The organism is Pseudomonas fluorescens (genome assembly GCF_900636825.1).
Lineage (GTDB): Bacteria > Pseudomonadota > Gammaproteobacteria > Pseudomonadales > Pseudomonadaceae > Aquipseudomonas > Aquipseudomonas fluorescens_BG.
This window is the reverse complement of record NZ_LR134318.1, coordinates 1,513,359-1,539,080: the sequence shown is the minus strand read 5'-3', so window position 1 is coordinate 1,539,080 and position 25,722 is coordinate 1,513,359. Positions and strand designations below refer to the sequence as shown.

31 protein-coding genes and 1 tRNA gene are annotated in these 25,722 nt (G+C 59.7%); 11 read left to right on the top strand and 21 right to left on the bottom strand.

Annotated features, from left to right (window positions below; all coding sequences use genetic code 11):
* Positions 1 to 8: 8 nt before the first annotated feature.
* The gene (locus EL257_RS07065) at positions 9 to 1,187 is read left to right on the top strand and encodes a vWA domain-containing protein (RefSeq protein ID WP_007956512.1); all 1,179 of its coding nucleotides are present in this window, start codon (positions 9 to 11) and stop codon (positions 1,185 to 1,187) included.
* Between the two features lie 89 nt (positions 1,188 to 1,276).
* Here EL257_RS07065 and EL257_RS07060 read toward each other — a convergent pair whose 3' ends face one another.
* The 4 genes from EL257_RS07060 to EL257_RS07045 all read right to left on the bottom strand — a co-directional run bounded on the left by EL257_RS07060 (position 1,277) and on the right by EL257_RS07045 (position 4,993).
* Positions 1,277 to 2,194, bottom strand: a complete 918-nt coding sequence (locus EL257_RS07060; RefSeq protein ID WP_126361049.1) for a biotin-dependent carboxyltransferase family protein — start codon at positions 2,192 to 2,194, stop codon at positions 1,277 to 1,279.
* Positions 2,191 to 2,895 (bottom strand): 5-oxoprolinase subunit B family protein, encoded by a 705-nt coding sequence (locus EL257_RS07055; protein WP_126361048.1) that lies wholly within the window; start codon positions 2,893 to 2,895, stop codon positions 2,191 to 2,193. The genes EL257_RS07060 and EL257_RS07055 overlap by 4 nt, the downstream gene beginning before the upstream one ends.
* The gene (locus EL257_RS07050) at positions 2,892 to 3,644 is read right to left on the bottom strand and encodes a 5-oxoprolinase subunit PxpA (RefSeq protein ID WP_126361046.1); all 753 of its coding nucleotides are present in this window, start codon (positions 3,642 to 3,644) and stop codon (positions 2,892 to 2,894) included. Before EL257_RS07050 ends, EL257_RS07055 begins: the two co-directional genes overlap by 4 nt.
* Positions 3,645 to 3,706: 62 nt before the next feature.
* Positions 3,707 to 4,993, bottom strand: a complete 1,287-nt coding sequence (locus EL257_RS07045; protein ID WP_126361044.1) for an MFS transporter — start codon at positions 4,991 to 4,993, stop codon at positions 3,707 to 3,709.
* 158 nt (positions 4,994 to 5,151) lie between these two features.
* Between EL257_RS07045 and EL257_RS07040 the strand changes: the two genes are divergently transcribed.
* Entirely contained in the window at positions 5,152 to 6,066 is a 915-nt protein-coding gene (locus EL257_RS07040; protein WP_126361042.1) for a LysR family transcriptional regulator, read from the top strand.
* A 111-nt stretch (positions 6,067 to 6,177) separates the two neighbouring features.
* On the opposite strand, the gene EL257_RS07035 is transcribed toward EL257_RS07040, so the two are convergent.
* Genes EL257_RS07035 through EL257_RS07025 form a run of 3 tightly spaced genes read right to left on the bottom strand, consistent with a single transcriptional unit; the run spans position 6,178 to position 8,022 of the window.
* A complete protein-coding gene (locus EL257_RS07035) occupies positions 6,178 to 6,720 on the bottom strand; it encodes a DUF2937 family protein (RefSeq protein WP_126361040.1) in 543 nt (180 codons plus the stop codon).
* A 12-nt stretch (positions 6,721 to 6,732) separates the two neighbouring features.
* The gene (locus EL257_RS07030) at positions 6,733 to 7,509 is read right to left on the bottom strand and encodes a class II glutamine amidotransferase (RefSeq protein WP_126361038.1); all 777 of its coding nucleotides are present in this window, start codon (positions 7,507 to 7,509) and stop codon (positions 6,733 to 6,735) included.
* 15 nt (positions 7,510 to 7,524) lie between these two features.
* Positions 7,525 to 8,022: an MFS transporter gene (locus EL257_RS07025; RefSeq protein ID WP_126361036.1), complete on the bottom strand. Its 498-nt coding sequence runs from the start codon at positions 8,020 to 8,022 to the stop codon at positions 7,525 to 7,527.
* Between the two features lie 227 nt (positions 8,023 to 8,249).
* Here EL257_RS07025 and EL257_RS07020 point away from each other — a divergent pair, with 227 nt between their 5' ends.
* On the top strand, positions 8,250 to 10,304 hold the full coding sequence (locus EL257_RS07020; RefSeq protein ID WP_126361034.1) for a S9 family peptidase: 2,055 nt from the start codon (positions 8,250 to 8,252) through the stop codon (positions 10,302 to 10,304).
* 190 nt (positions 10,305 to 10,494) lie between these two features.
* Complete coding sequence (locus tag EL257_RS07015) at positions 10,495 to 10,968, top strand: Crp/Fnr family transcriptional regulator (RefSeq protein ID WP_126361032.1); 474 nt, start codon at positions 10,495 to 10,497, stop codon at positions 10,966 to 10,968.
* Here EL257_RS07015 and EL257_RS07010 read toward each other — a convergent pair.
* Positions 10,965 to 11,249, bottom strand: a complete 285-nt coding sequence (locus EL257_RS07010; protein WP_126361030.1) for a hypothetical protein — start codon at positions 11,247 to 11,249, stop codon at positions 10,965 to 10,967. The genes EL257_RS07015 and EL257_RS07010 overlap by 4 nt on opposite strands.
* 80 nt (positions 11,250 to 11,329) lie before the next feature.
* Here EL257_RS07010 and EL257_RS07005 point away from each other — a divergent pair, with 80 nt between their 5' ends.
* The 4 genes from EL257_RS07005 to EL257_RS06990 all read left to right on the top strand — a co-directional run bounded on the left by EL257_RS07005 (position 11,330) and on the right by EL257_RS06990 (position 13,574).
* Positions 11,330 to 12,016, top strand: a complete 687-nt coding sequence (locus EL257_RS07005; RefSeq protein ID WP_126361028.1) for a spermidine synthase — start codon at positions 11,330 to 11,332, stop codon at positions 12,014 to 12,016.
* Positions 12,017 to 12,064: 48 nt separating this feature from the next.
* Positions 12,065 to 12,436 (top strand): YajD family HNH nuclease, encoded by a 372-nt coding sequence (locus EL257_RS07000; RefSeq protein ID WP_126361026.1) that lies wholly within the window; start codon positions 12,065 to 12,067, stop codon positions 12,434 to 12,436.
* Positions 12,437 to 12,644: 208 nt separating this feature from the next.
* On the top strand, positions 12,645 to 13,115 hold the full coding sequence (locus EL257_RS06995; RefSeq protein ID WP_007911337.1) for an RNA methyltransferase: 471 nt from the start codon (positions 12,645 to 12,647) through the stop codon (positions 13,113 to 13,115).
* Positions 13,116 to 13,196: 81 nt separating this feature from the next.
* Positions 13,197 to 13,574 (top strand): YgaP family membrane protein, encoded by a 378-nt coding sequence (locus EL257_RS06990; RefSeq protein ID WP_126361024.1) that lies wholly within the window; start codon positions 13,197 to 13,199, stop codon positions 13,572 to 13,574.
* Positions 13,575 to 13,723: 149 nt separating this feature from the next.
* Here the strand turns inward: EL257_RS06990 and EL257_RS06985 are convergent, their stop codons facing one another.
* On the bottom strand, positions 13,724 to 14,173 hold the full coding sequence (locus EL257_RS06985) for a YcgN family cysteine cluster protein (protein ID WP_126361022.1): 450 nt from the start codon (positions 14,171 to 14,173) through the stop codon (positions 13,724 to 13,726).
* A 165-nt stretch (positions 14,174 to 14,338) separates the two neighbouring features.
* On the opposite strand from EL257_RS06985, the gene EL257_RS06980 reads away from it, so the two are divergent.
* A complete protein-coding gene (locus EL257_RS06980) occupies positions 14,339 to 14,932 on the top strand; it encodes a nitroreductase family protein (RefSeq protein ID WP_126361020.1) in 594 nt (197 codons plus the stop codon).
* A 90-nt stretch (positions 14,933 to 15,022) separates the two neighbouring features.
* Here EL257_RS06980 and EL257_RS06975 read toward each other — a convergent pair whose 3' ends face one another.
* The 4 genes from EL257_RS06975 to EL257_RS06960 form a co-directional block, all read right to left on the bottom strand.
* Positions 15,023 to 15,955, bottom strand: coding sequence for a D-2-hydroxyacid dehydrogenase (locus EL257_RS06975; RefSeq protein ID WP_126361018.1), 933 nt, complete (start codon positions 15,953 to 15,955; stop codon positions 15,023 to 15,025).
* Positions 15,956 to 16,060: 105 nt separating this feature from the next.
* Entirely contained in the window at positions 16,061 to 16,354 is a 294-nt protein-coding gene (locus EL257_RS06970; RefSeq protein ID WP_126361016.1) for a YcgL domain-containing protein, read from the bottom strand.
* Positions 16,351 to 17,484 carry a ribonuclease D gene (rnd, locus tag EL257_RS06965; protein WP_126361014.1) on the bottom strand — a complete coding sequence of 378 codons (1,134 nt, stop codon included), beginning with the start codon at positions 17,482 to 17,484 and terminating at the stop codon, positions 16,351 to 16,353. The genes EL257_RS06970 and rnd overlap by 4 nt, the downstream gene beginning before the upstream one ends.
* A 149-nt stretch (positions 17,485 to 17,633) precedes the next feature.
* The gene (locus EL257_RS06960) at positions 17,634 to 19,283 is read right to left on the bottom strand and encodes a phosphoethanolamine transferase (protein ID WP_126361012.1); all 1,650 of its coding nucleotides are present in this window, start codon (positions 19,281 to 19,283) and stop codon (positions 17,634 to 17,636) included.
* A gap of 336 nt (positions 19,284 to 19,619) precedes the next feature.
* Here EL257_RS06960 and EL257_RS06955 point away from each other — a divergent pair, with 336 nt between their 5' ends.
* Positions 19,620 to 19,799, top strand: coding sequence for a hypothetical protein (locus EL257_RS06955; protein WP_126361010.1), 180 nt, complete (start codon positions 19,620 to 19,622; stop codon positions 19,797 to 19,799).
* Positions 19,800 to 19,802: 3 nt separating this feature from the next.
* Here EL257_RS06955 and EL257_RS06950 read toward each other — a convergent pair whose 3' ends face one another.
* From EL257_RS06950 to EL257_RS27690, 3 genes are all read right to left on the bottom strand, one after another.
* The gene (locus EL257_RS06950; protein ID WP_126368020.1) at positions 19,803 to 20,183 is read right to left on the bottom strand and encodes a 5-carboxymethyl-2-hydroxymuconate Delta-isomerase; all 381 of its coding nucleotides are present in this window, start codon (positions 20,181 to 20,183) and stop codon (positions 19,803 to 19,805) included.
* 135 nt (positions 20,184 to 20,318) lie between these two features.
* Complete coding sequence (locus tag EL257_RS06945) at positions 20,319 to 21,260, bottom strand: LysR substrate-binding domain-containing protein (protein WP_126361008.1); 942 nt, start codon at positions 21,258 to 21,260, stop codon at positions 20,319 to 20,321.
* Between the two features lie 72 nt (positions 21,261 to 21,332).
* A complete protein-coding gene (locus tag EL257_RS27690; RefSeq protein ID WP_172604458.1) occupies positions 21,333 to 21,488 on the bottom strand; it encodes a hypothetical protein in 156 nt (51 codons plus the stop codon).
* Positions 21,489 to 21,599: 111 nt separating this feature from the next.
* Between EL257_RS27690 and EL257_RS06940 the strand changes: the two genes are divergently transcribed.
* Entirely contained in the window at positions 21,600 to 21,791 is a 192-nt protein-coding gene (locus EL257_RS06940) for a YegP family protein (RefSeq protein WP_126361006.1), read from the top strand.
* A gap of 110 nt (positions 21,792 to 21,901) precedes the next feature.
* Here EL257_RS06940 and EL257_RS06935 read toward each other — a convergent pair.
* The 5 genes from EL257_RS06935 to dapA form a co-directional block, all read right to left on the bottom strand.
* Positions 21,902 to 21,991 (bottom strand) — tRNA-Ser (locus EL257_RS06935).
* A gap of 83 nt (positions 21,992 to 22,074) precedes the next feature.
* Positions 22,075 to 22,788 carry a phosphoribosylaminoimidazolesuccinocarboxamide synthase gene (gene purC, locus EL257_RS06930; protein WP_093438296.1) on the bottom strand — a complete coding sequence of 238 codons (714 nt, stop codon included), beginning with the start codon at positions 22,786 to 22,788 and terminating at the stop codon, positions 22,075 to 22,077.
* A 28-nt stretch (positions 22,789 to 22,816) separates the two neighbouring features.
* Positions 22,817 to 23,578, bottom strand: a complete 762-nt coding sequence (locus EL257_RS06925; RefSeq protein WP_126361004.1) for an MBL fold metallo-hydrolase — start codon at positions 23,576 to 23,578, stop codon at positions 22,817 to 22,819.
* A 6-nt stretch (positions 23,579 to 23,584) separates the two neighbouring features.
* Positions 23,585 to 24,700: an outer membrane protein assembly factor BamC gene (gene bamC / locus EL257_RS06920; protein WP_126361002.1), complete on the bottom strand. Its 1,116-nt coding sequence runs from the start codon at positions 24,698 to 24,700 to the stop codon at positions 23,585 to 23,587.
* Positions 24,701 to 24,717: 17 nt separating this feature from the next.
* Positions 24,718 to 25,596, bottom strand: a complete 879-nt coding sequence (gene dapA, locus EL257_RS06915; RefSeq protein ID WP_126361000.1) for a 4-hydroxy-tetrahydrodipicolinate synthase — start codon at positions 25,594 to 25,596, stop codon at positions 24,718 to 24,720.
* Between the last annotated feature and the right edge of the window lie 126 nt (positions 25,597 to 25,722).

Genomic DNA, 25,722 nt, shown 5'->3' with positions numbered 1-25,722 from the left:
CTGCTGCCATGTTGCTCAACCTGTTCAATGAAATGCGTGCAGCCAAGGTGCCGGTGTCGGTGCGCGAGTTGCTCGACCTGATCAACGCGCTGAAACAGCGCGTGACGTTCGCCGACATGGACGAGTTCTACTATTTGTCGCGGGCGATTCTGGTGAAGGACGAACGCCATTTCGACAAGTTCGACCGCGCATTCGGCGCCTACTTCAATGGTCTGGAAAAGCTCGACGATCACTTGCAGGCGCTGATTCCAGAAGACTGGTTGCGCAAGGAATTCGAGCGCTCGCTGACCGATGAAGAGCGCGCGCAGATTCAGTCCCTCGGCGGTCTGGACAAGCTGATCGAAGAATTCAAGAAACGTCTGGAAGAACAGAAAGAACGTCACGCCGGCGGCAACAAATGGATCGGCACTGGCGGCACCAGCCCGTTCGGCTCCGGCGGTTTCAACCCGGAAGGCATTCGCGTTGGCGATGCCGGCAAGCGCCAGGGCAAAGCGGTGAAAGTCTGGGACCAGCGCGAGTACAAGAATCTCGATGACTCGGTGGAACTGGGTACACGCAACATCAAAGTAGCACTGCGTCGCTTGCGCAAGTTCGCCCGCCAGGGTGCCGCCGAAGAACTCGACATTGACGGCACCATTGACCACACCGCCAAGGACGCCGGGCTGCTGAACATTCAGATGCGCCCGGAACGCCGCAACACGGTAAAGCTGTTGTTGCTGTTCGACATCGGCGGCTCGATGGATGCGCACGTGAAGATTTGCGAAGAGTTGTTTTCGGCGTGCAAGACCGAGTTCAAGCATCTGGAATATTTCTATTTCCACAACTTCATTTATGAATCGGTGTGGAAGAACAACATGCGGCGCACCTCCGAGCGCACCTCGACCCAGGATCTGCTGCACAAGTACGGCGCCGACTATAAGGTGATTTTCATCGGCGACGCAGCGATGGCGCCTTATGAAATCACCCAGGCCGGCGGCAGCGTCGAGCATTGGAACGAAGAACCGGGTTACGTGTGGATGCAGCGCTTCATGGAGAAATACAAGAAGCTCATCTGGATCAATCCGTATCCGAAAGACACGTGGGGCTATACCTCATCAACCAACATCGTGCGGGATCTGATCGAGGATCAGATGTATCCGCTGACGTTGCGCGGGCTTGAGGAGGGGATGCGGTTTCTTTCCAAATGACGATCTGAAAGATCGCAGCCTTCGGCAGCTCCTACAGGGAAACGCGAATACCTCTGTAGGAGCTGCCGAAGGCTGCGATCTTTTGATCCTCAAACAAAACGCTGCAGATGGTCGACATGCTCGCGATGCGCGACGTCCTGCATCACCGGTCTCAACATCACCTTCGCCCCCGGCAGACACTGCGCCAGCCGCGCCAGCGCCAGTGGGGTCAAGGCGCCCAAGCGCGGATATCCACCGATGGTCTGCCGATCATTGAGCAACACGATCGGCTGGCCATCCGGCGGCACTTGCACTGCGCCCAATGGAATCCCCTCGGAAATCATCGGCAACCCTTGATAGTGCAAGGCCTTGCCGAGCAGGCGAATGCCCATGCGATCGGCCCGACTGTCGAGCGTCCAGGGGCTGTTGAACACATTGAACAGGCTTTGCCCGCTGAACTGGCCGATCTGCGCGCCGAGTACCAGATCCAGCGGTGTGTCCGTTGCAAAATCCGGACGCAGCGCCAATGGCACTTCGCGCAAGGCGAGCCCGTTACCGCTGTAACCGAGCGTCGCGCCTTTACTGAGCGCAAAGCCCATTCCGTCCAGCCCACCGAGTTCTTCGCGCACCACCGTGGCACTGCTGCCCAGCACCTTGGGGGCTGCGAAACCGGCGGGAGCGGCGAGATAAGCACGCGCGCCGAGCACAGGCTGGGTGAAGCGCAAGGTCTGCCCTTTGGCCAATTTGAAGCTGCGCCACGGAGCTAGCGGCCGGCCATCAATTTGCGCTCCAAGATCCGCCCCGGCCAGTGCCAACAGGCAATCCGCGTCGGCGATCACGGCGAACCCACCGAGGGTGATTTCAACCACCACCGCATCCAGCGCATTGCCCAGCAGCCAATTCGCCCAACGCATCGAACACCAATCCGCCGCGCCGCCCTGGGTTACGCCCAGATGCCGCACGCCGAATCGCCCGGCATCCTGCAACAGGCACAGCGGCGTGCTCGCTTCAATGGTCAGTCGCGTCATGCCAGCGCCTCCAGTGGTGTGTCATCGCCGTCCAGACGAATGAATTCGGCGCGGTCGACCGCTTCGAAGCGCACCGTGTCGCCGGGCTGCATCAGGCTGTAGCCGTCGCGGTGGCGATCGAAAAGCTTCGCAGGAGTGCGGCCGATCAGGTTCCAGCCACCGGGCGATACCACGGGATAGGCCGCCGTTTGCCGCTCAGCGATGCCAACGCTGCCCGCAGCGACTTTCTTGCGCGGCGTGTCCAGGCGCGGCGCCGCGAGGATTTCTTCGACTAAACCCATGAAGGCAAAACCCGGGGCGAAGCCGAGGGCGAACACCTGATACTCGCGCGCACTGTGCCGACGGATAACCTCGGCCACCGGCAGGCCGCTGCGTCCCGCCAGCAGGCGCAGTTCCGGCCCGACACTCAGGTCGTACCAGACCGGCAAGACGTGACAGCGCCCACTGGCCCGCGCATTCGGCGAGAGATCGCGCAGCGCTTCGGCAATCAATTCGCGCGCCTGGGTCGGGCTCAAAACCGTCAGGTCGTAATGCACCATCAACGTCGTGTACGACGGCACCAGATCGATCAGTTGCGCACCGAACACCGCGCGCAAGCGCTCGCTGGCGGCAAGCATCCACGGCATGTGGGCTTCGGCAATTTCGTCAAACAGCCGCACCATCAGACAATCCACCGCCACCACTTCAATTCGTGGATTCATGACGCACTCGACTGCTGCAGCGCCTGGCGAATGCGCTGCACAGCGGCCACCGAACTGGCGTTGTCACCGTGTACGCACAAGGTGTTGGCCTGCAGCTGCAAAGCACTGCCGTCGCTGGCGGTGAGTTCGCCGCCACGGGCGATGGTCAGCGCTTGCTCGATGATTTTTTCCGCCTCGTGATGCACCGCGCCCGCTAACTGCCGTGCAACCAGGCGACCGGTGCTGTCGTAGGCGCGGTCGGCAAACGCTTCGAACCACAGCGTCACACCGTACTCATCGCCGATCTGCTGCGCGGCAGCGTTGTCACGGGTCGCCATCAACATCAGCGGCAGGTCACGATCATAAGCGGCCACGGCCTGGATCACCGCGCGCAATTGCGCGGGATTGGCCATCATGTCGTTGTACATCGCACCGTGAGGTTTGACGTAACCGACCCGGCCGCCCTGCGCCTTGCAGATGCCGTCGAGCGCGCCGATCTGGTAATGCAGGATGTCTTGCAGCTCCTGCGCCGAATAAGCCATGGAACGTCGACCGAATCCGACCAGATCCTGATAGGCCGGATGCGCGCCGATCTGCACGCCATGCTTGAGGGCCAACGCCACGGTTTTGCGCATGATGCTCGGGTCGCCAGCGTGGAAGCCGCAGGCGATGTTGGCGCAATCGATGAATGGCATGACCTCGGCGTCCAGACCCATGGTCCAGCTGCCGAAGCTTTCGCCGATGTCGCAATTCAATAGCAGGCGGCTCACGGTGAACACTCCTGTAGGTGCTGATCTTTTCGTCTGTAGGACTTTGCCTGGCAGGTTATCAGTTAGTGCGCGTCGAGTTGCTTGCCACGGGTTTCCGGCAGGCTCAGCGCCGCAAGAATCACCACGCCATACGACACCGCAGCGAACGCGCCGATACCTACGCTCAACGGCACTTTCTGGCTGAGCAGGCCGATCAACAGCGGAAACAGTGCCGCCAGTGCGCGGCCGATGTTGTAGCAAAAGCCCTGCCCCGAACCACGAATCCGCGTGGGAAACAGCTCAGTGAGAAACGCGCCCATACCGCTGAAAATCCCCGAAGCGAAAAAGCCCAGCGGGAAGCCCAGCCACAACATCACGCCATTGCTCACCGGCATCTGCGTATAAAGCAGAACGATGGTGAACGAGCCGACCGCGAACAGGATGAAGTTCTTCTTGCGCCCCAGCAGGTCAGTCAGATAGGCGCTGATCACATAGCCGACGTAAGAACCGACAATTACCATCGCCAGATAGCCGCCAGTGCCGAGCACACTCAAGCCGCGCTCGTTTTTCAAAAAGGTCGGCAGCCAGGAAGTGATTGCGTAGTAACCGCCCAGCGCACCGGTGGTCAGCAACGACGCGCGGAACGTGGTGAAGAGCATGCCCGGCGCAAAAATCTCATAGAACTTCGCTGGGTTCTCCGGCGTTTGCGCCGCTTTAGCCTCGCGGTAGATCTCTGGGTCTTTCACCAGACGCCGCACAAAAATCACGAAAATCGCCGGTACGATGCCGAGGATGAACAGTGCGCGCCAGGCGTCTTCCGGTGGCAACAGTGAAAACAGCACGGCATAGAGAATCGCCGTCAGGCCCCAGCCCAACGCCCAGCCGGACTGCACCATGCCCACCGCTTTGCCGCGGTCTTTGGCGCGGATAACCTCGCCGATCAACACCGCGCCCGCGGTCCATTCGCCGCCGAAACCAAAGCCCATCAGGGTGCGGGCAATCAGCAACTGTTCGTAGTTTTGCGCAAAGCCACAAAGAAAAGTGAAGAAGGCGAACCACAGTACAGTGAGTTGCAAGGTGCGTACGCGACCGATGCGGTCAGAGAGAATCCCGGCGACCCAGCCGCCAATGGCCGAGGCGATCAAGGTGCTGGTGTGAATCAGCCCCGCTTCGCCCGTGGTGATGCCCCACATCGCGATCAGGGTCGGCACGACAAAGCTGAGCATTTGCGTGTCCATGCCATCGAGGCCGTAGCCAATCTTGCAACTCCAGAACGTGCGGCGCTCCTGCTGATTGATATTGCGATACCAGTCGAACGGCCCCGGACGTGCCGCAGACGTGGATAACGGGAGGGTGTCGGGAGCACTCATGGCAAATCTCCGCAGGTTTTTATTGGTCTTGTTCGAAGCTCCGACGACGCCTATCGTGGGAACCGCATGCGCCGATTTTTCGCCGCGCGGCGCTTGTGCGTCCAACGAATAAAAACCCGCCTTAGGCATAAGAAAAACTTGTCACCCGAGCCTTGCCCATGAACCTGAAGTTTCTCGAGACCTTTGTCTGGGTCGCCCGACTGAAGAGTTTTCGCCTGACCGCCGACAAGCTGTTCACCACCCAGGCGTCGATCTCCAGCCGCATCGCGGTGCTCGAAGGTGAGCTTGGGGTGAAGCTGTTTTTGCGTGATTCGCGTGGCGTGAGCCTGACGCCCGAAGGCTTGAAAGTGCTCGACTACGCCGAGCAGATGCTCGACACCATGGCCGCGCTGAAACAATCGATCGAGACCCGTTCGAGCAAGATCGGCCGGGTGCGCATCGGTGTGATGGACACGGTGATCCACACCTGGCTCAGCCCGTTGGTGGCGCAGATGACCGATTTGTATCCGCGGGTCGAAATCGAATTGGTCGCGGACACCGCACTGAACCTCTGCGATCAACTGCAAAAAGGCTTTCTCGACATCATTCTGCAAACTGATCTGATCCGCCACGAAAGCGTGCGCAGCCTGGAACTGGCCAGCCATCCGCTGGGCTGGATCGTCGCCAGCCAGTCGATCTACCACCGCGACTACGCCGACCTCGCCGAACTGGCGCAGGAACGCATCATCACTTATTCGAAAAACTCCCGGCCGCATCAGGACTTGCTGGCGTTGATGCAGGCCAATGGCGTGCTGGCACCACGTTTGAATTGCGTGAATTCGGTGTCGGCGATCACGCGGTTACTGCGCGACGGATTTGGTATCGGTGTGCTGCCGCCGGTGCTGGTGGCCGAAGAACTGGCGCGCGGGGATTTGATCCTGCTGAATATCGAACAGCGACCGCCAGATTTGCAGGTGGTGGTGTCGTGGCGGATCGGGGTTGAGTGGGTCGAGGAGATAGTGACGTTGTGTCGGCAGGTGTTGGCGGACTATGCACGCAAGGTGGGAAAGGGTTACGTCACCCTCACACACTGATCGTTCCTGCGCTCTGCGTGGGAATGCCTCCACGGACGCTCCGCGTTCGGCTTGAAAGGGACGCAGAGCGTCCCGGGCTGCGTTCCCACGCAGAGCGTGGGAACGAGCAAATCAGAGGCCGCGCACGTCGCGATCTTCGATCGGTCGGCTCTGGCGCAGACGCTTGCCGCCGAGGACTACCCAGTCAATCAGGCGGAACAGGCACTCGAGGCCGAACGACAACAGCAACGCGCCGCTCATGCCCCAGATCATCGCTTCCGGGGTCAGCAAAATCTGATAGCTGTAGCCGTTCCAGGTTTCCTTGCGGATATCCGGATCAGCAGCCAGCACCACTTGCAGGAAGCGGATGTACCAAGGCCCTTGCATCGCCTGGAACTGTTTATCCAGCGCAACCTGACGGGTGAGCAACGTGTTCAGGCTGTCGGCATCGCTGCGAAATATCGGGTCTTCGCTGGCACGATAATGCGCGACCAGCGCTTGCATATCGCCTTTGAAGAACTGATCGGCAGTGCCTTGAAAACCGCGCAACCCGGTCTGCGCCTCGATCAGATGCGCCTCGACGCGTTTCGCGTAGTCATTGATGAACCCCGGCACCTGGACACCGATCAACAGGCCCGCCGCAAACAACACCAGCCGTAGATAACTGAGCAACATCGGGTGCAATCCTTATTCGGTCTTGCCCTGGCTGACGCATTCGCCGCGTCGCCACAGGCTCCATTGGCCCGGTTCGTAGCGGGTCCAGGTTTCGTTTTCGGTCAACGGTTCGGTGGCGATCACGGTGACCACGTCGTTGGGTGTGGTTTCGGCCTGGAAATCGACAATCACATCGACATCCTTGAGCCGCGCCGGGCCGAACGGTGCGCGCCGGGTGATCTGTGCCAGTTTGGTCGAGCAATAGCAGAACAGCCAGTCACCGTCGCTGAGCAGGCAGTTGAACACGCCTTTGCTGCGGTATTCGGCGCAGGCCGCGACCAGATCCGGCAACAGCGTTTCGACCTCGACCGGCTCCGGAAAAGCTGCACGGACGCGGTTGAGCAGATCGCAGAACGCCGCCTCGCTGTCGGTATCGCCGACCGGGCGGTAGAAACTCTTGATCGGGGTGAAATCGGCAAGCTGGCCGTTATGCGCGAAGCACCAGTTGCGGCCCCACAGTTCGCGGACGAACGGGTGGGTGTTGGACAGGCTGACCTTGCCGACGTTGGCCTGACGGATGTGGCCGATCACCACCTCGCTCTTGATCGGGTAGCGCTGCACCAGATTGGCCACTTCCGATTCACTGCTGGCGGCCGGATCCTGGAACAGGCGCAAGCCACGGCCCTCATAGAAGGCGATGCCCCAGCCGTCGCGGTGCGGGCCCGTGCGGCCGCCGCGCTGCATCAGGCCGGTGAAGCTGAACACGATATCGGTCGGCACGTTGGCACTCATGCCCAGTAATTCACACATGTGCGGACTCTCGGGTTACAGACGCGGCTCAACCCGCATGCGCTGCGGGTTATTCGGCACCGGCGGGCGACCATAACGGTCGTCGCCAGCACCGCCGAATGGCTGATCGTCGTCGCGATCATCGGCGCGGGCCGCGGCTTTGGCGGCCTCCGATTGCTCGCGACGAGCGCGGGAGGCGCGTTCGATCGGGAAACGGATCAATACGAAAACCAGGTAGATACCGAACGCGATCATGCCGTACATGAACAGATCGGAGACCGCTCGCCAGGCGTTGTTGCCGACCTTGAAGGCCAGGTCCAGCGCGGTGATGGCGATGGACGGCGCGACCTTGGCTTTCACCGGGTCAATGATGGTCGGGCTGAACAGCAACACCGCCATCAGCACGCGCAGTGGCTCGCGCAACCAGCGCCACATCCAGCGCGTCAGGCGCATCCCCACCAACAGGCAGCCCACAGCGGCAAAGGCGTAGAGGCCCCAGGCGATCAGATAGTCGTTCTCGGTCATGGTGTCCATGGCAAGGCAGGCAAATAGGCGCTTATAGTAACGACTTTTCGCCCATGCGGCTTGTCCCAATAGACACACGCCTTGTAGGAGTGAGCCTGCTCGCGATGGCGGCGGATCTGTCAGAGTTGATTTGAATGACACACCGCTATCGCGAGCAGGCTCACTCCTACAAGGTTTTGCGGTGATTTCAAGCGCCGCGCGAAACCTTAATTCCGAATATTGCCCGAGAGCTTTCCATGCCCGAATCCGCCCACATCAGCAGCGCTCCGATTGCCCACAAGGCGCCTGGCGCCGATCCGTATGCCTGGCTGCAGGAGCGCGACACCGACGCAGTGCTCGATTACCTCAAGGCCGAAAACGCCTGGCAAGAAGCGCAAACCGCCGATCAGGCGCCCTTGCGCGAAAGCCTGTTCGAAGAGATCAAAGGGCGGATTCTCGAAACTGACCTGTCCCTGCCCTCGCCGTGGGGACCGTATCTGTATTACACGCGCACCACCGCTGGCGACGAATATGCGCGGCATTACCGCTGCCCGCGTCCGGCGGACGACAGCCTGACCCTCGACGAAAGCCGCGAACAACTGCTGCTCGACCCGAACGCGCTGGCCAATGGCGGTTTCTTTTCGCTGGGCGCGTTCAGCATCAGCCCCGATCACCAACGTCTGGCCTACAGCGTCGATGCCTCCGGCGACGAAATCTATACGCTCTTCGTCAAGGAACTGTCCAACGACAAGGTCAGCGAACTGGTATTCGAAGACTGCGACGGCAGCATGACTTGGGCGAACGACAGCCTGACGCTGTTCTTTGGCGTGCTCGACGACACTCATCGTCCGCACAAACTGCTGCGCTACCGCCTCGATGGCACCGCGGCTGAAGAAGTCTTCCACGAAACCGACGGGCGTTTCTTCCTGCATTGCTACCGGTCCAGTTCCGAGCAGCAATTGCTGCTGGTGCTGGGCAGCAAGACCACCAGCGAAGTCTGGGCGCTGGACGCCAACCAGCCGCACTTGCCGTTCGCGTGCCTGGCGCCGCGGGTCGAAGACCATGAATACGATGTCGATCACGGTCTGCTCGATGGCGTCTGGACCTGGTTTATCCGCACCAACCGCGACGGCATCAACTTCGCGCTGTATCAGGCCCCGGACACCGGCACCGCGCCAACCGAAGCCGAGTGGCAAAACCTCATCCCGCACAGCGACGAAGTGATGCTCGACGGCGTGAGCCTCAACGCCGAGGCCATGACCTTGAGCCTGCGCGAAGGTGGCTTGCCGATCATCGAAGTTCACCCGCACGGTCTTGCGTCGTATCGCGTGCAGTTGCCGGATGCGGCCTACAGCCTGTATGTGCAAAACAGCCTGGAATTTGAAAGCGACCGCATTCGATTACGCTATGAAGCATTGAATCGTCCGGCCCAGGTGCGCCAGCTGATGCTCGCCAGCGGCGAACAGGCTGTCCTCAAGGAAACTCCGGTACTCGGTCCGTTCGACGCCGACGCCTATGTCAGTCAGCGCCTGTGGGCAACCGCGCCAGACGGCACGCAGGTGCCGATCAGTCTGGTGATGAAGCGCGAAATGGTCGGCCAACCGGTGCCGCTGTATCTGTACGGTTACGGCGCGTATGGCTCCAGCCTCGACCCGTGGTTTTCCCACGCACGCCTGAGCCTGCTCGACCGCGGCATGGCCTTCGCCATCGCCCACGTACGCGGCGGCGGCGAACTCGGTGAAGCCTGGTATCGCGCCGGCAAGCAGGAACACAAGCACAACACCTTCAGCGACTTCATCGCCTGCGCCGAATTCCTCATTCTCAACGGCATCACCACGGCGGAAAAACTGGCGATCAGCGGTGGCAGCGCCGGCGGTTTGCTGATCGGCGCGGTGCTCAACCAGCGGCCGGATCTGTTCGGCGTGGCGATCGCCGAGGTGCCGTTCGTCGATGTGCTCAACACCATGCTCGATCCGGAGCTGCCGCTGACCGTCACCGAATACGACGAATGGGGTAACCCGGAAGAGCCAGAGGTTTATGATCGGATCAAGGCTTATGCGCCGTACGAAAACGTTACTGCGCAGCACTATCCACCGATGCTGGTGATTGCCGGCTACAACGATAGCCGCGTGCAATATTGGGAAGCGGCCAAGTGGGTAGCGAAATTGCGCGCCACCAAGACCGACGACAACGTGCTGCTGCTCAAGACCGAACTGGGCGCCGGACATGGCGGCATGAGTGGGCGTTATCAGGGATTACGTGACGTAGCGCTCGAATATGCATTCGTGTTCAAGGTTTTGGGTATTGCCTGAGGAACTCTGTGGGTGGCTTGGGTCTTAACAGCAGACCCAACGCCTCCACCGATTCCCTGTGTAGGAGCTGCCGAAGGCTGCGATCTTTTGATCTTGCGGTTAAAAAATCAAAAGATCGCAGCCTGCGGCAACTCCTACACGGGTCCGTGTGAAGCCTGAAATCCGAGAAAACAATAAAGACCGCACCGACATGTCAGAACCGACCTTCCTCAATAACGAAATCCGCGACTGGCTGATGGACTGTGGCCTGTTCGATCAATTGCAGCTGGCCGACTTTGCCGCCGCTTCGGGCTACTTCAGCATCAGCACCGTCGCTGAAGGCGAAGCGATTTTCCATGAGGGCGATGCCGGCAGCTTCATGTGCATCATTCATACCGGTCAGGTCGCCGTACAGAAAACCAGCGCCGATGGCCAGGTCATCACCATGGCGACCCTGCGCAGTGGCCGCGCTTTCGGGGAAATGGCCGTGCTCGATGGCGAACGCCGTTCGGCCACCTGCATCGCCGCGAGCAACTGTCAGTTGCTGAATCTGGGCAAGGACTCGCTGGAAAAAATGCTCAACGATGCGCCGAAAATCGCCGCGAAGATCATCCGCGCCCTCGCCGTCTCGCTGTCCAAACGTCTGCGCATGGCCGACGGTCAACTGGCAGCGCAGCAGGTTTAACCGCCGGGCGATTTGACCTTGCTGCCGTTCGACTCAATGCCCGGCACCGGTTGATCCTTGCCCGGCGGGCTGGGCATTTCGATCGGCACCAGCGGCGGGCTGCCACTGCCCGCGCCGGACTTGGGCAGCGTGATCGGAGTGATCTGTGGATATGGCGTCGGCGTCGCAGTGCCGGGCGAACCCGGTTGCGGCGTCGGGCTGACCCGAATGGCCTGCTGCGCCTGCACGGCAGTAATCGCGAGCGCGGCCAAGGTAATGACCGTTAGAATGGTGCGCTTCATCAAGGGCTCCGTTTGGCCTTTAGTCTGTGTTCAGGCTACTCCCAACGGGCCTGCTTGCCTTCCCCCTTGTAGAGATTTCCATGAAACGTTTCGTTCTGCTCGACACCACCCCGATCCCTGAAAGCGGCGGTGCCCTGTGCCTGTTCGAGTATGGCGAGGACTTCGTCATCAAAATCCAGGGCGGCGACGGCGGGCAGTTGATGAACACGCGCATGCACGGATCCGAGGACGCGCTGGCCGAGATTCCCTGCCGCAAGGTTGCCGGGCGAGACAACTCACGGGTTTTGATCGGCGGTTTGGGCATGGGCTTCACCCTCGCGTCGGCGCTCAAGCATCTGGGCAAAAATGCCGAAGTGGTGGTCGCCGAACTGGTGCCCGGCGTGGTCGAGTGGAACCGCGGCCCGCTCGGCGAGAAGTCCGGCCGGCCGCTGCTCGATCCGCGCACGGTGATTCGCCAGGAAGACGTAGCCAAGGTTCTGCAAAGCGAGCCGAACGGTTTCGATGCGATCATGCTCGATGTCGACAACGGTCCCGAAGGCCTGACACAGAAAGCCAATAGCTGGCTGTATTCTGCCGCTGGTCTGAATGCCTGCGCCAAAGCCCTGCGGCCCAAAGGCGTGCTGGCGGTGTGGTCGGCCAGCGCCGATCGGCAGTTTTCCGACAAATTGAAGAAGGCCGGCTTCAAAGCCGAAGAAGTACAGGTCTTCGCCCACGGCAACAAGGGCACGCGCCATACGATCTGGATTGCCGAGAAGCTCAAAGGCTGAGCTAAACTCTGCGCATAACCGTCATTAGTCTTTTACAAAGGTGAACCCATGAGTTCGTCCACGCCAACCAACACGTCGAAGCTGGATCGCATCCTCGCCGACAACCAGCGCGACAAGGAAATGGGCTACCGCGACAAGGCCCTGAAGATGTATCCGCACGTGTGCGGCCGTTGCACTCGCGAGTTTTCCGGCAAGCGCCTGAGCGAACTGACCGTGCACCATCGCGACCACAATCACGACAACAACCCGCAGGATGGCTCGAACTGGGAATTGTTGTGCCTGTATTGCCACGACAACGAACACTCGCGCTACACCGATCAGCAGTATTTCAACGAAGGCTCGCTGAGCACGCCGAAGATCGCCAAGGCCACACACAACCCCTTCGCCGCCCTCGCTGGCCTGATGAAAAAAGAAGATTGAAGATCATCATCGCCTGAACTGGCCCCATCGCTGGCAAGCCAGCTCCCACAATGATTTTGGTCGCTCACAAATTTCGTGAACACCCGAGATACCTGTGGGAGCTGGCTTGCCAGCGATAGGGCCAGAGCAGACACCGCAGATCTCGGATCTGCCCGCCCTCTCCCAATCCCCGTATAATCGCCCTCTTTTTCCCGAAGGCACCCCGCTCGTGGCAGACAAACGGTACAGCTGCATTGGTTTGTATAACCCCAAGTCACCGGAGAACGTCGGTTCGGTGATGCGCGCCGCAGGCTGCTATGGCGTGGCATCGGTGTTCTACACCGGCAAGCGCTATGAACGCGCCGCCGACTTCGTCACCGACACCAAGCGCGTGCATTACGACATTCCCTTGATCGGCATCGACGACCTGAAAAAGATCCTCCCGCTCAACTGCGTACCCGTCGCGGTCGAGCTGGTCGAGGGCGCTCGCCCGTTGCCGGAGTACACCCATCCGGATCGCGCCCTGTACATCTTCGGCCCCGAAGACGGCTCGCTGGATAAAGAGATCCGCGACTGGTGCGAAGACGTCGTGTACATCCCGACCACCGGCTGCATGAACCTCGCCGCCACAGTAAACGTCGTGCTCTACGATCGCATGGCCAAAGGCTTGAACACTCGCTCCGGCCCGAAATTCCGCTGAAACGTCGCACATTCGATGGAACGAGCTGACCGCCGCGGCAGTCAGCTTATCTATCAATCGCATCCTGCCAGGAGATAGATCATGAGCGAGCTCAAACGCGTAGAACGCATCGAATCCACCCCGTTCCAATCGCCATCGCACCAGAACGTGCACGGCTGGGAACGTATCGGCTCGCTGACCGGCGGCGTGCTGATGGTCGGCAAAGGCCTGCGCCGCGGTGGCGTGTTCGGTCTGATCCAGGTGGCACTGGGCGGCATGGCCGTGGCTCGCGGCATCACCGGTCACTGCTCAGCGAAAAGCCTGCTGGAAAAGGGCCGCCAGGACATGAATAACGTGCGGGCGAAGATCGAGCGTGCCGGCGAAGAACTGAGCAAGCTGAAAACCAATGCCGAGGCGGCTACCGAAACGGCCACCGTCACTGGCAACGATTCGCTGAAATCGCCGCAAGCCGGCGTTTGAGGCTTTAAAGCAAAAGATCGTCCGAACGCGGCCCGAGCCTGCGGCAGCTCCTACACGGAATAACGTTTTCCATTGCAGGAGCTGCCGCAGGCTCGGGCCGCGTTCGGATGATTTTTTGACATTTACGGGTTCAAGAACCCACCACCTCATCAACCCGCGCGAAAAATCAGATGATCTTCCCAGTCATCCTCCGGCACGCTGCCTTCGGCGAGCATCCGTCCGGATTGGGAAATGCGCTCGTGGTGCACCGCATCGCGGTCGCCGCACACCAGGTGATGCCATGACGGCAAGTCCTTGCCTTCGCTGACCAGCCGATACCCGCAACTCGGCGGCAACCATTTGAACTCTTCAGCCTGGCCCGGCGTGAGCTGAATGCAATCAGGCACAAACTTGACCCGGTTCGGATAATCGCTGCACTGGCAGGTGTTCAGGTCCAGCAGTTTGCAGGCGATACGCGTGTAATAGACGCTGTTGTCTTCTTCGTCCTCGAGTTTTTGCAGGCAGCACAGACCACAGCCGTCGCACAGCGATTCCCATTCCTCCAGATCGAGTTGATCGAGGGTTTTGTGTTTCCAGAACGGTTCGACTTTGGCGACCATGGCTCAAGCATCAACATCAGGTGGTGAAAAGGCCGCCAGTCTAGTCGCCAAGGCCTTGCGGGCCAAGCGCTGGCGACTGGCGGCAAATCGCGCTTGTCAGTCACAGTGCCGCCCAGTAGGGTTTTGCAGCGAACTTCTCAACCCTCACTTGCAAGGAATCCGTGCATGAGTGCCAACCCTCGCGTTGCCGATTACGCCATTCACCCGCAGTTCACCGAGCGCTGGTCGCCGCGTGCCTTCACCGGCGAAGCGATTCCTGAAGAGACCCTGTTGAGTTTTTTCGAAGCCGCGCGCTGGGCGCCATCGGCGTACAACTCGCAACCATGGCGCTTTTTGTACGCACGTCGTGATACGCCGAACTGGCAGCGTTATCTGGGCCTGCTCAATGAATTCAATCGCGGCTGGGCGCAGCACGCATCGGCGCTGGTGATCGTGATCTCGAAAACCACTTTCACCGCCCCCGGCGCGACTGAAGAGACGCCTGCGTTGTGGCACACGTTCGACACGGGCTCGGCATGGGGCCACTTGGCGCTGCAGGCGAGCATCAGCGGTTGGCACACTCACGGCATGGCGGGTTTCGATCAGGAGTTGACCCGCAAAGAGCTGAACATTCCTCAGGAATACGCCCTGCACGCAGCGGTGGCGGTGGGCAAACTGGGTGACAAGGCGACGCTGGCCGAGTACCTGCAAGCCCGCGAGACCCCGAGCCCGCGTCGCCCGCTGAGCGAACTGGTGGCTGAAGGCGACTTCACCCTCTGAAACGCAAAAGATCGCAGCCTGCGGCAGCTCCTACAGGAGTTCAAAGTTCCCTGTAGGAGCTGTCGCAGGCTGCAATCTTTTGATGCCAACTTAGTATCCGCGGTTGAAATCCACTTCCCCGCGCAATGCTTCGCCCGCCTGATACGCCTGCAAATTCTCGATAAACAATTGCACCATCAACGCCGGAGACGTCGGCGCCGAGCTGTGCCCGGTGAGCAGCAAGCCCCACGCAGTCCAGAACGGATGACGCTGCGGCAACGGTTCCTGACGGCAAACGTCGATCACCGCCCCGGCCAGATGCCCTTCCTTCAGCGCTTCCACCAGATCCGCATCGACGACCGCGACACCGCGCCCGGCGTTGATGAACAACCCGGTCGGTTTGAATTGCTTGAACAGCGCCGCGTCGTAGATATCGTGGGTGTGTTCGGTATTGGGCAGCAGATTGACCACGTAATCGACTTCGCCGACCAGGCGCGGCAGATCGGCCATCGAGCCGACCTCAACAAACGGTGCCTGCTCCCGGGCGCTGCTGGCGATGCCATACAACTCGACGCCGAAAGGTCGCAGAAACTGCGCCACACTTTGGCCAATGTCGCCGGTGCCGACGATCAACACCTTGCGCCCGACGAGACTCTGGCCGGTGCGGTTGTCCCACTTGCGCTCAACCTGGCTGACCAGTCGCGCCAGCACTTCGCGCTCGTGACCGAGGATGTAGGTCAGCACGTATTCGGCCATCACCTGACCAAAAATCCCCACCGCGCGGGTCAAGCGATAATCTCGGCGCAAACCGTCGGCGAGCAGCGGCGTGATGCCGGCCCAGGTCGATTGCAGCCATTGTGGCTGGTGCCCTTGGCGCAAAAGGGTCGCGAGCAGGTCCGGCTGGCCCAGCCACACTGGGCAATCGGCGGCCTGACGCGCCAGTTCGGCTGAGTCGCCGCTGGTCAGCACTTCGAGTTCCGGCGCCGCCTGACGCAGCAGTCGGGCGTATATCGCGTGGTCGTGTTCGGCAATCAGAACGCGCATCTTCAAACCTTTCGCAAACCGTGCAGACGATCCCCGGATGTCGGGCGAGCGTCGCGGTAAAAACAGTTCCAGAATCAATCGGGGCCCAGAACAGGGCCCCGCGGATCAGACCGGGTCGTTGCGTCGCAGCAACTCTTCGGGCAAGTGCTCGATGTACTCGTCCTCGGCCGGCGGCATTTGCAGGTGATAACCCTGCTTGTCGAGGTTTTCCAGAACCACAACGATGTCTTCGCTGGCCAGTTTGCGCTCGGGCGACAGCACCAGATCGAAGGAATGCCTGGCTTTGCCGAACGCCAGCATCAGCGCTTCCGGCACACGTTCAAGCGCATCACTTTTGAGCACATAAAGGTACATGCCGCTGCGCTTGGAGCTTTGGTAGATGGAACAAATACGTTTCAAGGCTGTTCTCCGGCGGTGGCCAGGCTGTCCAGCAGCTTCTGGCCCATGAGTTCGCGGCGCCAGCCACGCAGCGACTCAGGCAATTGGTAAGGTCCTTCGGGGTAGCCGCTTTTGATCAGGGCTTCGAGGGTTTTCTTGCGCAGCATCAGTTCCGGTGCAATGTCGAGACGCTCGGCCTCGGCCTGACCCAGTGCGCGCAGTTGTTTGATCAACGCGGCCGCTTCGACCGGCAAAGGCTCCGGCACTGCCGGCGGCCATTGATCAGGCCCCACACTGCCAGAGCGCTTGATCAGATCAAGCAGAAACTGCCCGTCCTGACGCACGGTACGCGGATGCATGTCTTCGATTTTGCCGAGCGCGACAAGATTGTCCGGTTGCGTGCGGGCCAACGGCCACAGCGAATGCTCGCGAATAATGCGGTTGCGCGGCAGGTCGCGGGCGCGGGCTTCGGTTTCGCGCCAGGCGCACAGCTCACGCAGCACCGCAAGTTGCGCACGGGAGAGTTTCCACGCCAGTTTGGCCTCGCGATAAACCTCGTACGGATCGGTTTCGCGGCGCAGATTGGCGACCAGTTCGGCGCCGTCTTCCAGAACCCAGGCGAACTTGTCGTCGGACAGTTTGGGCCGCAGTTGCACGAACACTTCAGCCAAGTGCACCGCGTCTTCGGCCGCGTAGCTGATCTGCGTTTCGGACAACGGCCGCTGCAACCAGTCGGAACGGGTTTCGCCCTTCGGCAGTTCGATGCCAAGCACGGCCTGGACCAGCCGCGAATAGCCCATCGAGAACCCGAGGTTGAGATAGGCGGCCGCCAGTTGCGTGTCGAATAGCGGCGCCGGCAGACTGCCGGTCAGGCGCAGCAGCACTTCGAGGTCTTCGCTGCAGGCGTGCAGGACTTTGAGTACCGCCGGGTTTTCCAGCAACGCGGCCAAAGGTTGCCAGGCATTGATGGTCAGCGGATCGATCAGGTAGGCGCGTTTGCCATCGCCGATCTGCAACAGGCCGGCAATCGGGTAGAACGTGTCGACCCGCATGAATTCGGTGTCGAGGGCAACGAACGGCAGCTGCTGCCACTCGGCGCAAAACTGCGCGAGGCTTTCGTTGTCGCGAATCCAGTGAATATCGATAGCCACACGGCTCTCCCTTGAAGAATGGCGCGCAGTATATATCGCCACCGGCGATTTGAGCGCCTGCGAAGGACAAGAGCTGTAACGAAATGTCCTGCCTGAGAGGAAGAATAGTCTGACAAAGGTTGCAGGCAGCTCCTACAAGAGGGTGAAAGTCACTCTTTGGCGAGGACGCCGTCGATCACCGCGCCTCGACAGCCAGCGAACAGATCGAGATCCGGTTGGTAGACCGAACTCTTGACCTCCAGCAGGCCGAGCATCGAGTGGAACAGGTTGTCCTGGCTCAGTGGCTTGTCGCGGCTCATTTGCAGACAGTGGGTGTCAACTGAATAGGCTTTTTGATAATTGTCAGAGAACCACGCCAGCATCGCTACATGCTTCTGCTGCTCCGGCGCCAGCATGTAAGGTGTGCCGTGGAGGAACAGGTTGTACTCACCCAACGATTCGCCGTGATCCGACAGATACAGCATGGCGGTGTCGACTTTGTCCTGATTGCTGCGCAATACATCAATCAGACTCGACAGCACATGGTCGGTGTAGACCAAGGTGTTGTCGTAACCGTTGACGATACTTTCGCGGCTGCAATTGTTCAGGGCGTTGCTTTCACACACGGGGGTGAAGTGTTCGTAAGCCTTGGGATAGCGCTTGAAGTATTCCGGTCCGTGGCTGCCCATCTGGTGCAGAACCAGCACCGTGTCTTTGTCCAGATGATCGATAAAACCTTGCAGACCTTGCAGCAGGATTTCGTCGCGGCATTCGCTGTTGGCGCACAACGCAGGGTCTTTCAAGTTGCTGACATCCTGCACCGTCACGCGATCGCAAGTACCCTTGCAACCTGACTGGTTGTCACGCCAGATCACATCAATGCCCGCTCGCTGCAACACGTCGAGCAAGCCTTCCTCGTTCTTCGCCTTGCTGGCGTCGTAATTCTTGCGGCCCATGTTGGAGAACATGCACGGCACCGAAACTGCGGTTTCCGTGCCACAGGAATGCACATCGGTGAAGGCGATCAGCCCCGCTTCCCGGTCCAGAGTCGGGGTGGTGTCGCGGCCATAACCCAGGATGCCGAAGTTCTCCGCCCGGGCACTTTCGCCCACGACCAATACCGTCAGGGATTTTCGCGGTTGCAGTTGCACCTGCGGATTGCGTTGCGCATCTTCACCGATTTTGATGAACGGTTGCTGTGCCGAGACCACTTGTTCGTGCAGATAGCCGATTGAGGCGCCGATGTAATTGCTCGGCACCAGCATCAACCGAATTTCATGGTGATTGCGAAACAACGAGGACAAACCCTGGTAGTTGGCCAGGGCCACGCCGCCGACAACCGCAGCCGAGGCTACACTTACAATAACTTTGCTGAACAACTCGCGGTGCCAGCGGCGATAGTTTATCGGCACCCGCCACAATAACCAGGACGGTACGATCCCGAGCAGGAATATATAGGCAAACAACTTCATCGACAGCAGATCGCGAACTTCCGTCACGTTGGTTTCAGCGAAGTTGCGAAACATGCCCGCATCCATCATCACGCCATATTGGCTCATGAAATAAGCCACTCCGGCGCTGATCAGAAATATCAGCGTCAATATCGGTTTAAGCAGCGGACGAAAAGCCAGCACCGTCAAGACAATGTTGAATGCTGCAAAAATCATTACCGCAAAAGCCACGCGCATGGCGATGCCGTTACCGTCGGCGGCCGTAATGGCGAACAAGTGCTGCCAGAGCACTGAGTTGAACGCGGCCAAAAGGAAGGCGCTAGCGAGCAACGTCACCCATTCCGGGCGCACGGCTTTTAACTTCAACATAGAGAGGGCAGTTCCTGAGAAGAAGAGCCTTGGACACCGGAGAAAAATTCAATTGTGAAATTTTCATTAACTAACGCCTGACAAACTTTAGGCAGGCAACCATCAATTTTTCGTGAAAAAGACGCCAACGATTAGTTGCCATCAGGCTAGGCCTTGAAACTTATGAAGTGTTTGGGAATGGTTCAGCTTTTGTCCAGACTTTTGCGATTCATGTAGGAGCTGACGATTTAAACGAGGGTGCGATGTTTTAAACGAGCACGATCAAAAGATCGCAGCCTCGTTTAACTCGGCAGCTCCTACAGGTTGTCTTCAGGTATTTGATTTGCAGGTGGGGTGGTGGTCAGTACGCGCGGCAGTTTGGCTGACGCGGTCTTTTTTGTCGTCTGTGCTCCAGCGCGACAAGCGGTCACGCCGGAATGTTTCCACGGGCCGATCCTGCCGCGCCTGTTGAAGCGCTTCGATTTCGATGACTTGTCAGTGGCGCTCACCGTGTGCAGCGAGCGCGCACCCGCTTGATGACTACTGGCCAACCACCGTGTGGCCGATCACCGCTTTGCTGTAGGACTCGCGATCCATGTCCACCAGTTCGACAGCCAATTGCACGTCGACACCGGCCGGCCATTCGCAGAGGTCCTGCAACACCGCCAGCAAGCTCTGCGACAGCTGTTTCTTCACCTCGGGTGCACGCCCGCTCAGCAGCGACAGCTTGATGTAAACAAAGGCGCGTTCGCCCATGGCGGTGCCAACCTTGAAGGTCTCGACCTTGATCGCGCGGCTTTTGATGTCGGACTCCGCCGCGAACTGGCCGGAGCCCACCAACGTATTGTTGAGCCGGATCAACGCAACATCCGCGTTCAACTGCGGCAGATTGGCGGTGTATTCCATGTGCAGGTGTGGCATCGGATGCTCCAGTCGGTCAGCGGAAAGGTCGTACATATAGCCAGCCCCTGTAGGAGCTGTCGAGTGTAACGAGGCTGCGATCTTTAATCTTTTGATCTTCTTCAAGTATCAAGATCAAAAGATCGCAGCCTCGTTTCACTCGACAGCTCCTACAGGGGGGGCCGGTGTGATGGGTCTTTCGCTCATGAATTGTTCCAGCCTGGACCGCAACCAGCGCTCGGCCGGGTCGCTGTCGACGTGGCTGAGCCAGACCATCGACAGATCCAGCGTCGGCGTCTTGAACGGGAACGGTTCCTTGAACAGTAATCCCGAAGCGGCCATGGCAGCAGCGGTGTAATCCGGCAGGCTGGCAATCAGATCGGTGCCGGCCAACAACGCGGGCAAGGCGCTGTATTGCGGCACCGACAAAACCACTTGGCGAGTCCGTCCCAGTTCCGCCAGCCACTCATCGGCGAAACCGCTGACATTGGCCGTGTGCGAAACCAGCACATGAGGCCGCGCGCAATATTCATCAAGGGTCAGCGGAGTCGCGGAGGCGTCGGCACGCAGAATGCTCGGCTGAATGTGCCGCAGCAATTTGCGTTTGGCATTGGCCGGCAGGCCTCGAGTCTGGCTGATGCCAACGGTGATATCGCCGGCGGCGAGCAGATCGGGAATCCGCCAGTAATCGACGTGTTGCACCACAAACACCACATTCGGCGCTTCCTGGCGCAAGGCGCGCAACAGCGGCGGCAGCAAGCCGAACTCGACATCATCGGACAGGCCGATGCGAAAGGTCATGGTGCTGACCGCAGGATCGAAATCGCGGGTCAGACTCAGCGCCACCGATAAAGAATCCAGGGCTGGCTTGAGGTGGCGAAAGATATCTTCGGCACGAGCGGTCGGTTCCATGCGATGGCCGACGCGAATGAACAGTGGATCGTTGAGCATTGTGCGCAAGCGATTGAGCGCCGAGCTGATGGTCGGCTGGCCGAGAAACAGTTTCTCAGCCGCGCGGGTCACGTTGCGTTCGAGCATCAACGTCTCGAACACCACCATCAGATTGATGTCGGCCTTGCGTAATTCGTTGCGGTTCATCCCTTGCCCCCTGTCCCCAGACTGCCCGCAGTGTAGAAAGGCCATGGGTGCGGCGTCCATCACCGTGACGTGTCAGTTCACCGACAGGCGCTTCAGCCCCAGCGCCATGATCCGCGAATCATCGTTGAAACCCAGTCCCCGCCCGATGGAGTTGCAAGCATCCGGCGGCGTCATGTTGGCCAGACAAAAGGCTATTTCCGGGCTCTGCTTCGCGGTCCTCGGAAACATCCACCAACGATTGGATACAAATGTCCGATAGCCAAAAAATCCGCCTGCGCTAGGCTTGGGTCGAGGCGCCACAGAGGCTGTCGCACGTATAAATCGCATGGAGCGAACCGAATGTATTTCGAGATTTACAGGCAATCCAGAGGCACCCGGAGCACTGGCAAAGGGCAATGGCGCTGGAGGCTGAGGGCAGGCAATCACGAGACTGTGGCCAGTGGCGAGTCTTATGTGAACAAGGCAGATTGTTTGCATGTGATCGAGTTGATCAAGGGTGTGCAGGGCGATACGCCGGTTAAGGAGATTTAAACGCCGAAGAGTGCTGCCTATGACACATAGGCAGCATGCAAAGCCTGGCCAACGGGATCGAAAAACAAAAAAGCCCCGTAGCTTTTCAGCTACGGGGCTTTTTGTATGTATGGCGGAGAGATAGGGATTCGAACCCTAGGTACCGGTGAAGGTACAACGGATTTCGAATCCGTCCCATTCGGCCACTCTGGCATCTCTCCAACGGCGCGCATCATAACAACACTTCTACCGAAAGCAAACCCTCTTTCGAAAATTTCTCCGTGCTATCAGATGCTTGCGTCGGTTAAAGCGGTACACCCAGACGATTGGCGACTTCTTCGTAGGCTTCGATGACGTCACCGAGGCCTTGGCGGAAGCGGTCCTTGTCCATTTTCTTCTTGGTGTCCTTGTCCCAGAGACGGCAGCCGTCCGGGCTGAACTCGTCGCCGAGGACGATGGAGCCGTCGCTGAACACGCCGAATTCAAGCTTGAAATCGACCAGCAGCAGGCCGGCGTCGTCGAACAGCTTGGTCAGGACTTCGTTGACCTTGAGTGACAGCTCTTTCATGCGCGCCAGTTGTTCGGCGGTGCCCCAGCCGAATGCCACGACGTGGGATTCGTTGATGAACGGGTCGCCCTTGGCGTCGTCCTTCAGGAACAGTTCGAAGGTGTAAGGATTGAGCTTCAGGCCTTCCTCGACGCCCAAACGCTTGACCAGGCTACCGGCGGCGTAGTTACGCACGACGCATTCGACCGGGATCATGTCGAGCTTCTTCACCAGGACTTCGTTGTCGGCCAGCAGCTTGTCGAATTGGGTCGGTACGCCGGCCGCTTCGAGTTTCTGCATGATGAAGGCGTTGAACTTGTTGTTCACCATGCCTTTGCGATCGAGCTGTTCGATGCGCTTGCCGTCGAACGCCGAAGTGTCGTTGCGAAACAGCAGGATCAAGCGGTCAGCGTCGTCGGTCTTGTAAACCGATTTGGCTTTGCCGCGGTAGAGTTCTTCACGTTTTTCCATGATGGGCTCCGCTTGCTAAGTAGGTGGGCTAGGCGATGTGGCGCCAGTCGAGCCCTGAATCTTGATCGGCCATTTGCAGCCAGTCCGGGTCGCACCCGAGGGTGTCGACAAAACATTGCCGGGCCAGCTGCGGCATGTTGTTCTTGCTGCTCAGATGGGCCAGTACCAGGTGTTGCAAACCCTGCCAGCCCAACTCGGCCACCAGGAATGCCGCCTGATGGTTATTCAAATGTCCCAGCTCGCCGCCCACCCGCTGCTTGAGAAAGTACGGATAGTGCCCTCGAGCCAGCATATCGCGGCAGTGATTGGACTCGATCATCAACGCATCGAGGTCGCGATAACTGTCCAGCACCCGCTCGCAGTAAGAACCCAGGTCGGTCAGCAGGCCGAAGCGCCGCTGTTCGAGATCACTGAAGACATACTGGGTCGGTTCCTGCGCATCGTGGGCCACGGCAATGACCCCGATGTTCAGAGCACCAATCTGCAGTTGCTCGCCGCCGGCCAGAAAACCTGCGGGTTCAATCGGTTTGCGCATCCCGCGCAGTGTGCCGCGACTGAGGTAGACCGGCAGATTGTAGCGCCGAGACAGCAAACCCACGCCATGCACGTGGTCGGCATGTTCGTGGGTTACGAGTATCGCGCTCAGTTGCGCCGGGTGAACCCCGAGGCGCAACAGGCGTTTTTCGGTTTCCCGCAGGGAAAAACCACAATCCACCAGCACGTACGTATCAGCACTGGCGATCAGCGTGCCGTTCCCTTGGCTACCGCTGCCGAGAACGGCAAAACGCATGATTGATCAGCCCAGATTGTCCTGAATCACGCTCAACACTTTACGCGCGACATCAGCCGGCGCGACGGTGTTGATGTTCTTCTCGACGGTGACCTGAATGTTCTCGCCAACCTTGCTCAGGCGAACCTGATAACGCTCGGCACGGGCTTCCACTTCTTCCTTGCTCGGCGCGCTGCCGAACAGGCTACTGAAGAAGCCTGGCTTGTCGTCTTTCTTCTCGGCTTTTTCCGCCAGGTTGATGTAGTACAGGCCCAGGCTGCGGTTGATGTCTTCAACGCGCCACTCGCCCTGTTCCAGCGCACGACCGACGCTCGACCAGGCACGATCCAGATCGTTGCCGACGTTCAACACCGGGTTACCGCTGCCGTCTTCGCTGAGGCTGACGCGGCTCGGAGTATCGAAATCACGCGAAGCCAGCATCGACACCGAACCGCCCTTCTCGGAGGTACGGCTCATGCTCGCGAGCATGTCGTCGACCAGCGCAGCGTCCAGGCCCGTGTTGACCGAACGGTTGGTGAACTCGACATCAGCGGTGCTGCCGGCAGCGCGCTCGGCGCTGACCACGTAGATTTCGCTGGTGTTGCGCTGCACGCCCGGCTCGATCCGCACACGAACGCGGGTTTCGCTGTCGCTGCCGATACCGGCTGCGCTCAGGCGCTTGGCCATGGACGCGGACAGTTCGTCGGAATGCTGCCAGGTGGTGGTGAATTCGCCGGTTTGCGGGCGCTGTTCATCCAGACGGAAACCATTGTCCTGGAAGAATTGCACGGCCACTGGCCAGACTTCGGCCGGTGGATGCTGGGCCACGACCCAACGCGAATCGCCGCTTTTCTGCAGCGAGTAATCGCTGGCATCGGCCACTGCCGACAACGGCTGCGGACGCGGCACGATGTACTCGCCCGTGGCGGTGTCGTCGGCGACGTTACGCGGGATCGGCAACAGCGGATCCAGACGCTTGGAGGTGTTCGCATCCGGTGGCAGTTGCATCGGTGCAGTCTGTTGCGCCTGCAGGTAATCGCTTCCACGGTCGCGGAAATAACCTTCCGGCCCCCAGACCCATCCGCAGCCACTGGTGCTGGAGATAATCAAGGCAAGTGCGGAAAGTCCGGCCATTCGCTTCATGCGTTGTACTTCCTCAATTAAACCAGGACGCTGCATTGGCGCAGGGCCGAGCGCAGCGTTTCATGACAAGGTGTGCTCAGCCAGGTCAGTGGCAGGCGGATGCCTTCGTGCATCAGGCCCATTTCGACCAGAGCCCATTTCACCGGAATCGGGTTGGCCTCGACGAACAGGTCTTTGTGCAGCGGCATCAGTTTTTCATTGATCGCCCGTGCGGTGTCGGCGTCGCCCTTGAGCGCGGCCTCGCACAGGTCGGCCATTTCGCGCGGTGCGACGTTGGCGGTCACGGAGATGTTGCCTTTGCCACCCAGCAGGATCAGTTCGACGGCAGTCGGATCATCGCCGGACAGCACGATGAAATCCTTGCTCACACCATCGATGATCGCTTTGGCGCGTTTCAGGTCGCCGGTGGCTTCCTTGATGCCGATGATGTTCGGCACGGTGGACAGGCGAATCACGGTCTCGGCCTGCATGTCGCAGGAGGTGCGGCCGGGAACGTTATAGAGAATCTGTGGAATGTCGACCGATTCAGCGATGTGCTTGAAGTGCTGGTACAGACCTTCCTGAGTCGGCTTGTTGTAATACGGAACGACCAGCAGGCAGGCGTCGGCGCCGGCCTCTTTGGCGTTGCGGGTCAGCTCGACGGCTTCGCGGGTAGAGTTGGCGCCAGTGCCGGCGATGACCGGAATGCGGCCGGCAACCTGTTTGACCACGGCTTTGATGACGGCGATGTGTTCTTCTACGTCAAGGGTGGCCGACTCGCCGGTGGTACCGACGGCGACAATGGCATGGGTGCCGTTCTTGAGGTGGAAGTCCACGAGTTTGCTGAGGCTGTCCCAGTCAAGACGCCCTTGTGCATCCATGGGAGTGACCAGTGCCACCATACTGCCCGCAATCATGAAACCGCTCCTGCCGGAAAAAGAGAGCGGTAATGGTACTGGCGCCAAGATGCTTGCACAAGCGAAGTACTGCGCTGCCGCCATTCCCCTTGGCGCCGCTTTTCGCTACCCTTCAGACTTTGATCG

Coding starts and splice junctions, on each gene's coding strand:
- EL257_RS07025 (WP_126361036.1), bottom strand. CDS start 8,022: ATGGACACCATGACCGAGAACGACTATCTGATCGCCTGGGGCCTCTAC.
- EL257_RS27690 (WP_172604458.1), bottom strand. CDS start 21,488: ATGTTTCCGAGGACCGCGAAGCAGAGCCCGGAAATAGCCTTTTGTCTG.
- EL257_RS07040 (WP_126361042.1), top strand. CDS start 5,152: ATGAACCTGAAGTTTCTCGAGACCTTTGTCTGGGTCGCCCGACTGAAG.
- EL257_RS06975 (WP_126361018.1), bottom strand. CDS start 15,955: ATGCGCGTTCTGATTGCCGAACACGACCACGCGATATACGCCCGACTG.
- bamC (WP_126361002.1), bottom strand. CDS start 24,700: ATGAAGCGAATGGCCGGACTTTCCGCACTTGCCTTGATTATCTCCAGC.
- EL257_RS06950 (WP_126368020.1), bottom strand. CDS start 20,183: ATGCCACACCTGCACATGGAATACACCGCCAATCTGCCGCAGTTGAAC.
- purC (WP_093438296.1), bottom strand. CDS start 22,788: ATGGAAAAACGTGAAGAACTCTACCGCGGCAAAGCCAAATCGGTTTAC.
- EL257_RS06990 (WP_126361024.1), top strand. CDS start 13,197: ATGAGCGAGCTCAAACGCGTAGAACGCATCGAATCCACCCCGTTCCAA.
- EL257_RS07010 (WP_126361030.1), bottom strand. CDS start 11,249: ATGAAGCGCACCATTCTAACGGTCATTACCTTGGCCGCGCTCGCGATT.
- EL257_RS07055 (WP_126361048.1), bottom strand. CDS start 2,895: ATGAATCCACGAATTGAAGTGGTGGCGGTGGATTGTCTGATGGTGCGG.
- EL257_RS07020 (WP_126361034.1), top strand. CDS start 8,250: ATGCCCGAATCCGCCCACATCAGCAGCGCTCCGATTGCCCACAAGGCG.
- EL257_RS06945 (WP_126361008.1), bottom strand. CDS start 21,260: ATGAACCGCAACGAATTACGCAAGGCCGACATCAATCTGATGGTGGTG.
- EL257_RS07005 (WP_126361028.1), top strand. CDS start 11,330: ATGAAACGTTTCGTTCTGCTCGACACCACCCCGATCCCTGAAAGCGGC.
- EL257_RS06985 (WP_126361022.1), bottom strand. CDS start 14,173: ATGGTCGCCAAAGTCGAACCGTTCTGGAAACACAAAACCCTCGATCAA.
- EL257_RS07060 (WP_126361049.1), bottom strand. CDS start 2,194: ATGACGCGACTGACCATTGAAGCGAGCACGCCGCTGTGCCTGTTGCAG.
- EL257_RS07065 (WP_007956512.1), top strand. CDS start 9: ATGTTGCTCAACCTGTTCAATGAAATGCGTGCAGCCAAGGTGCCGGTG.
- EL257_RS07035 (WP_126361040.1), bottom strand. CDS start 6,720: ATGTTGCTCAGTTATCTACGGCTGGTGTTGTTTGCGGCGGGCCTGTTG.
- EL257_RS06925 (WP_126361004.1), bottom strand. CDS start 23,578: ATGCGTTTTGCCGTTCTCGGCAGCGGTAGCCAAGGGAACGGCACGCTG.
- EL257_RS07015 (WP_126361032.1), top strand. CDS start 10,495: ATGTCAGAACCGACCTTCCTCAATAACGAAATCCGCGACTGGCTGATG.
- EL257_RS06940 (WP_126361006.1), top strand. CDS start 21,600: ATGTATTTCGAGATTTACAGGCAATCCAGAGGCACCCGGAGCACTGGC.
- EL257_RS07030 (WP_126361038.1), bottom strand. CDS start 7,509: ATGTGTGAATTACTGGGCATGAGTGCCAACGTGCCGACCGATATCGTG.
- dapA (WP_126361000.1), bottom strand. CDS start 25,596: ATGATTGCGGGCAGTATGGTGGCACTGGTCACTCCCATGGATGCACAA.
- EL257_RS07045 (WP_126361044.1), bottom strand. CDS start 4,993: ATGAGTGCTCCCGACACCCTCCCGTTATCCACGTCTGCGGCACGTCCG.
- EL257_RS07000 (WP_126361026.1), top strand. CDS start 12,065: ATGAGTTCGTCCACGCCAACCAACACGTCGAAGCTGGATCGCATCCTC.
- EL257_RS06960 (WP_126361012.1), bottom strand. CDS start 19,283: ATGTTGAAGTTAAAAGCCGTGCGCCCGGAATGGGTGACGTTGCTCGCT.
- EL257_RS06980 (WP_126361020.1), top strand. CDS start 14,339: ATGAGTGCCAACCCTCGCGTTGCCGATTACGCCATTCACCCGCAGTTC.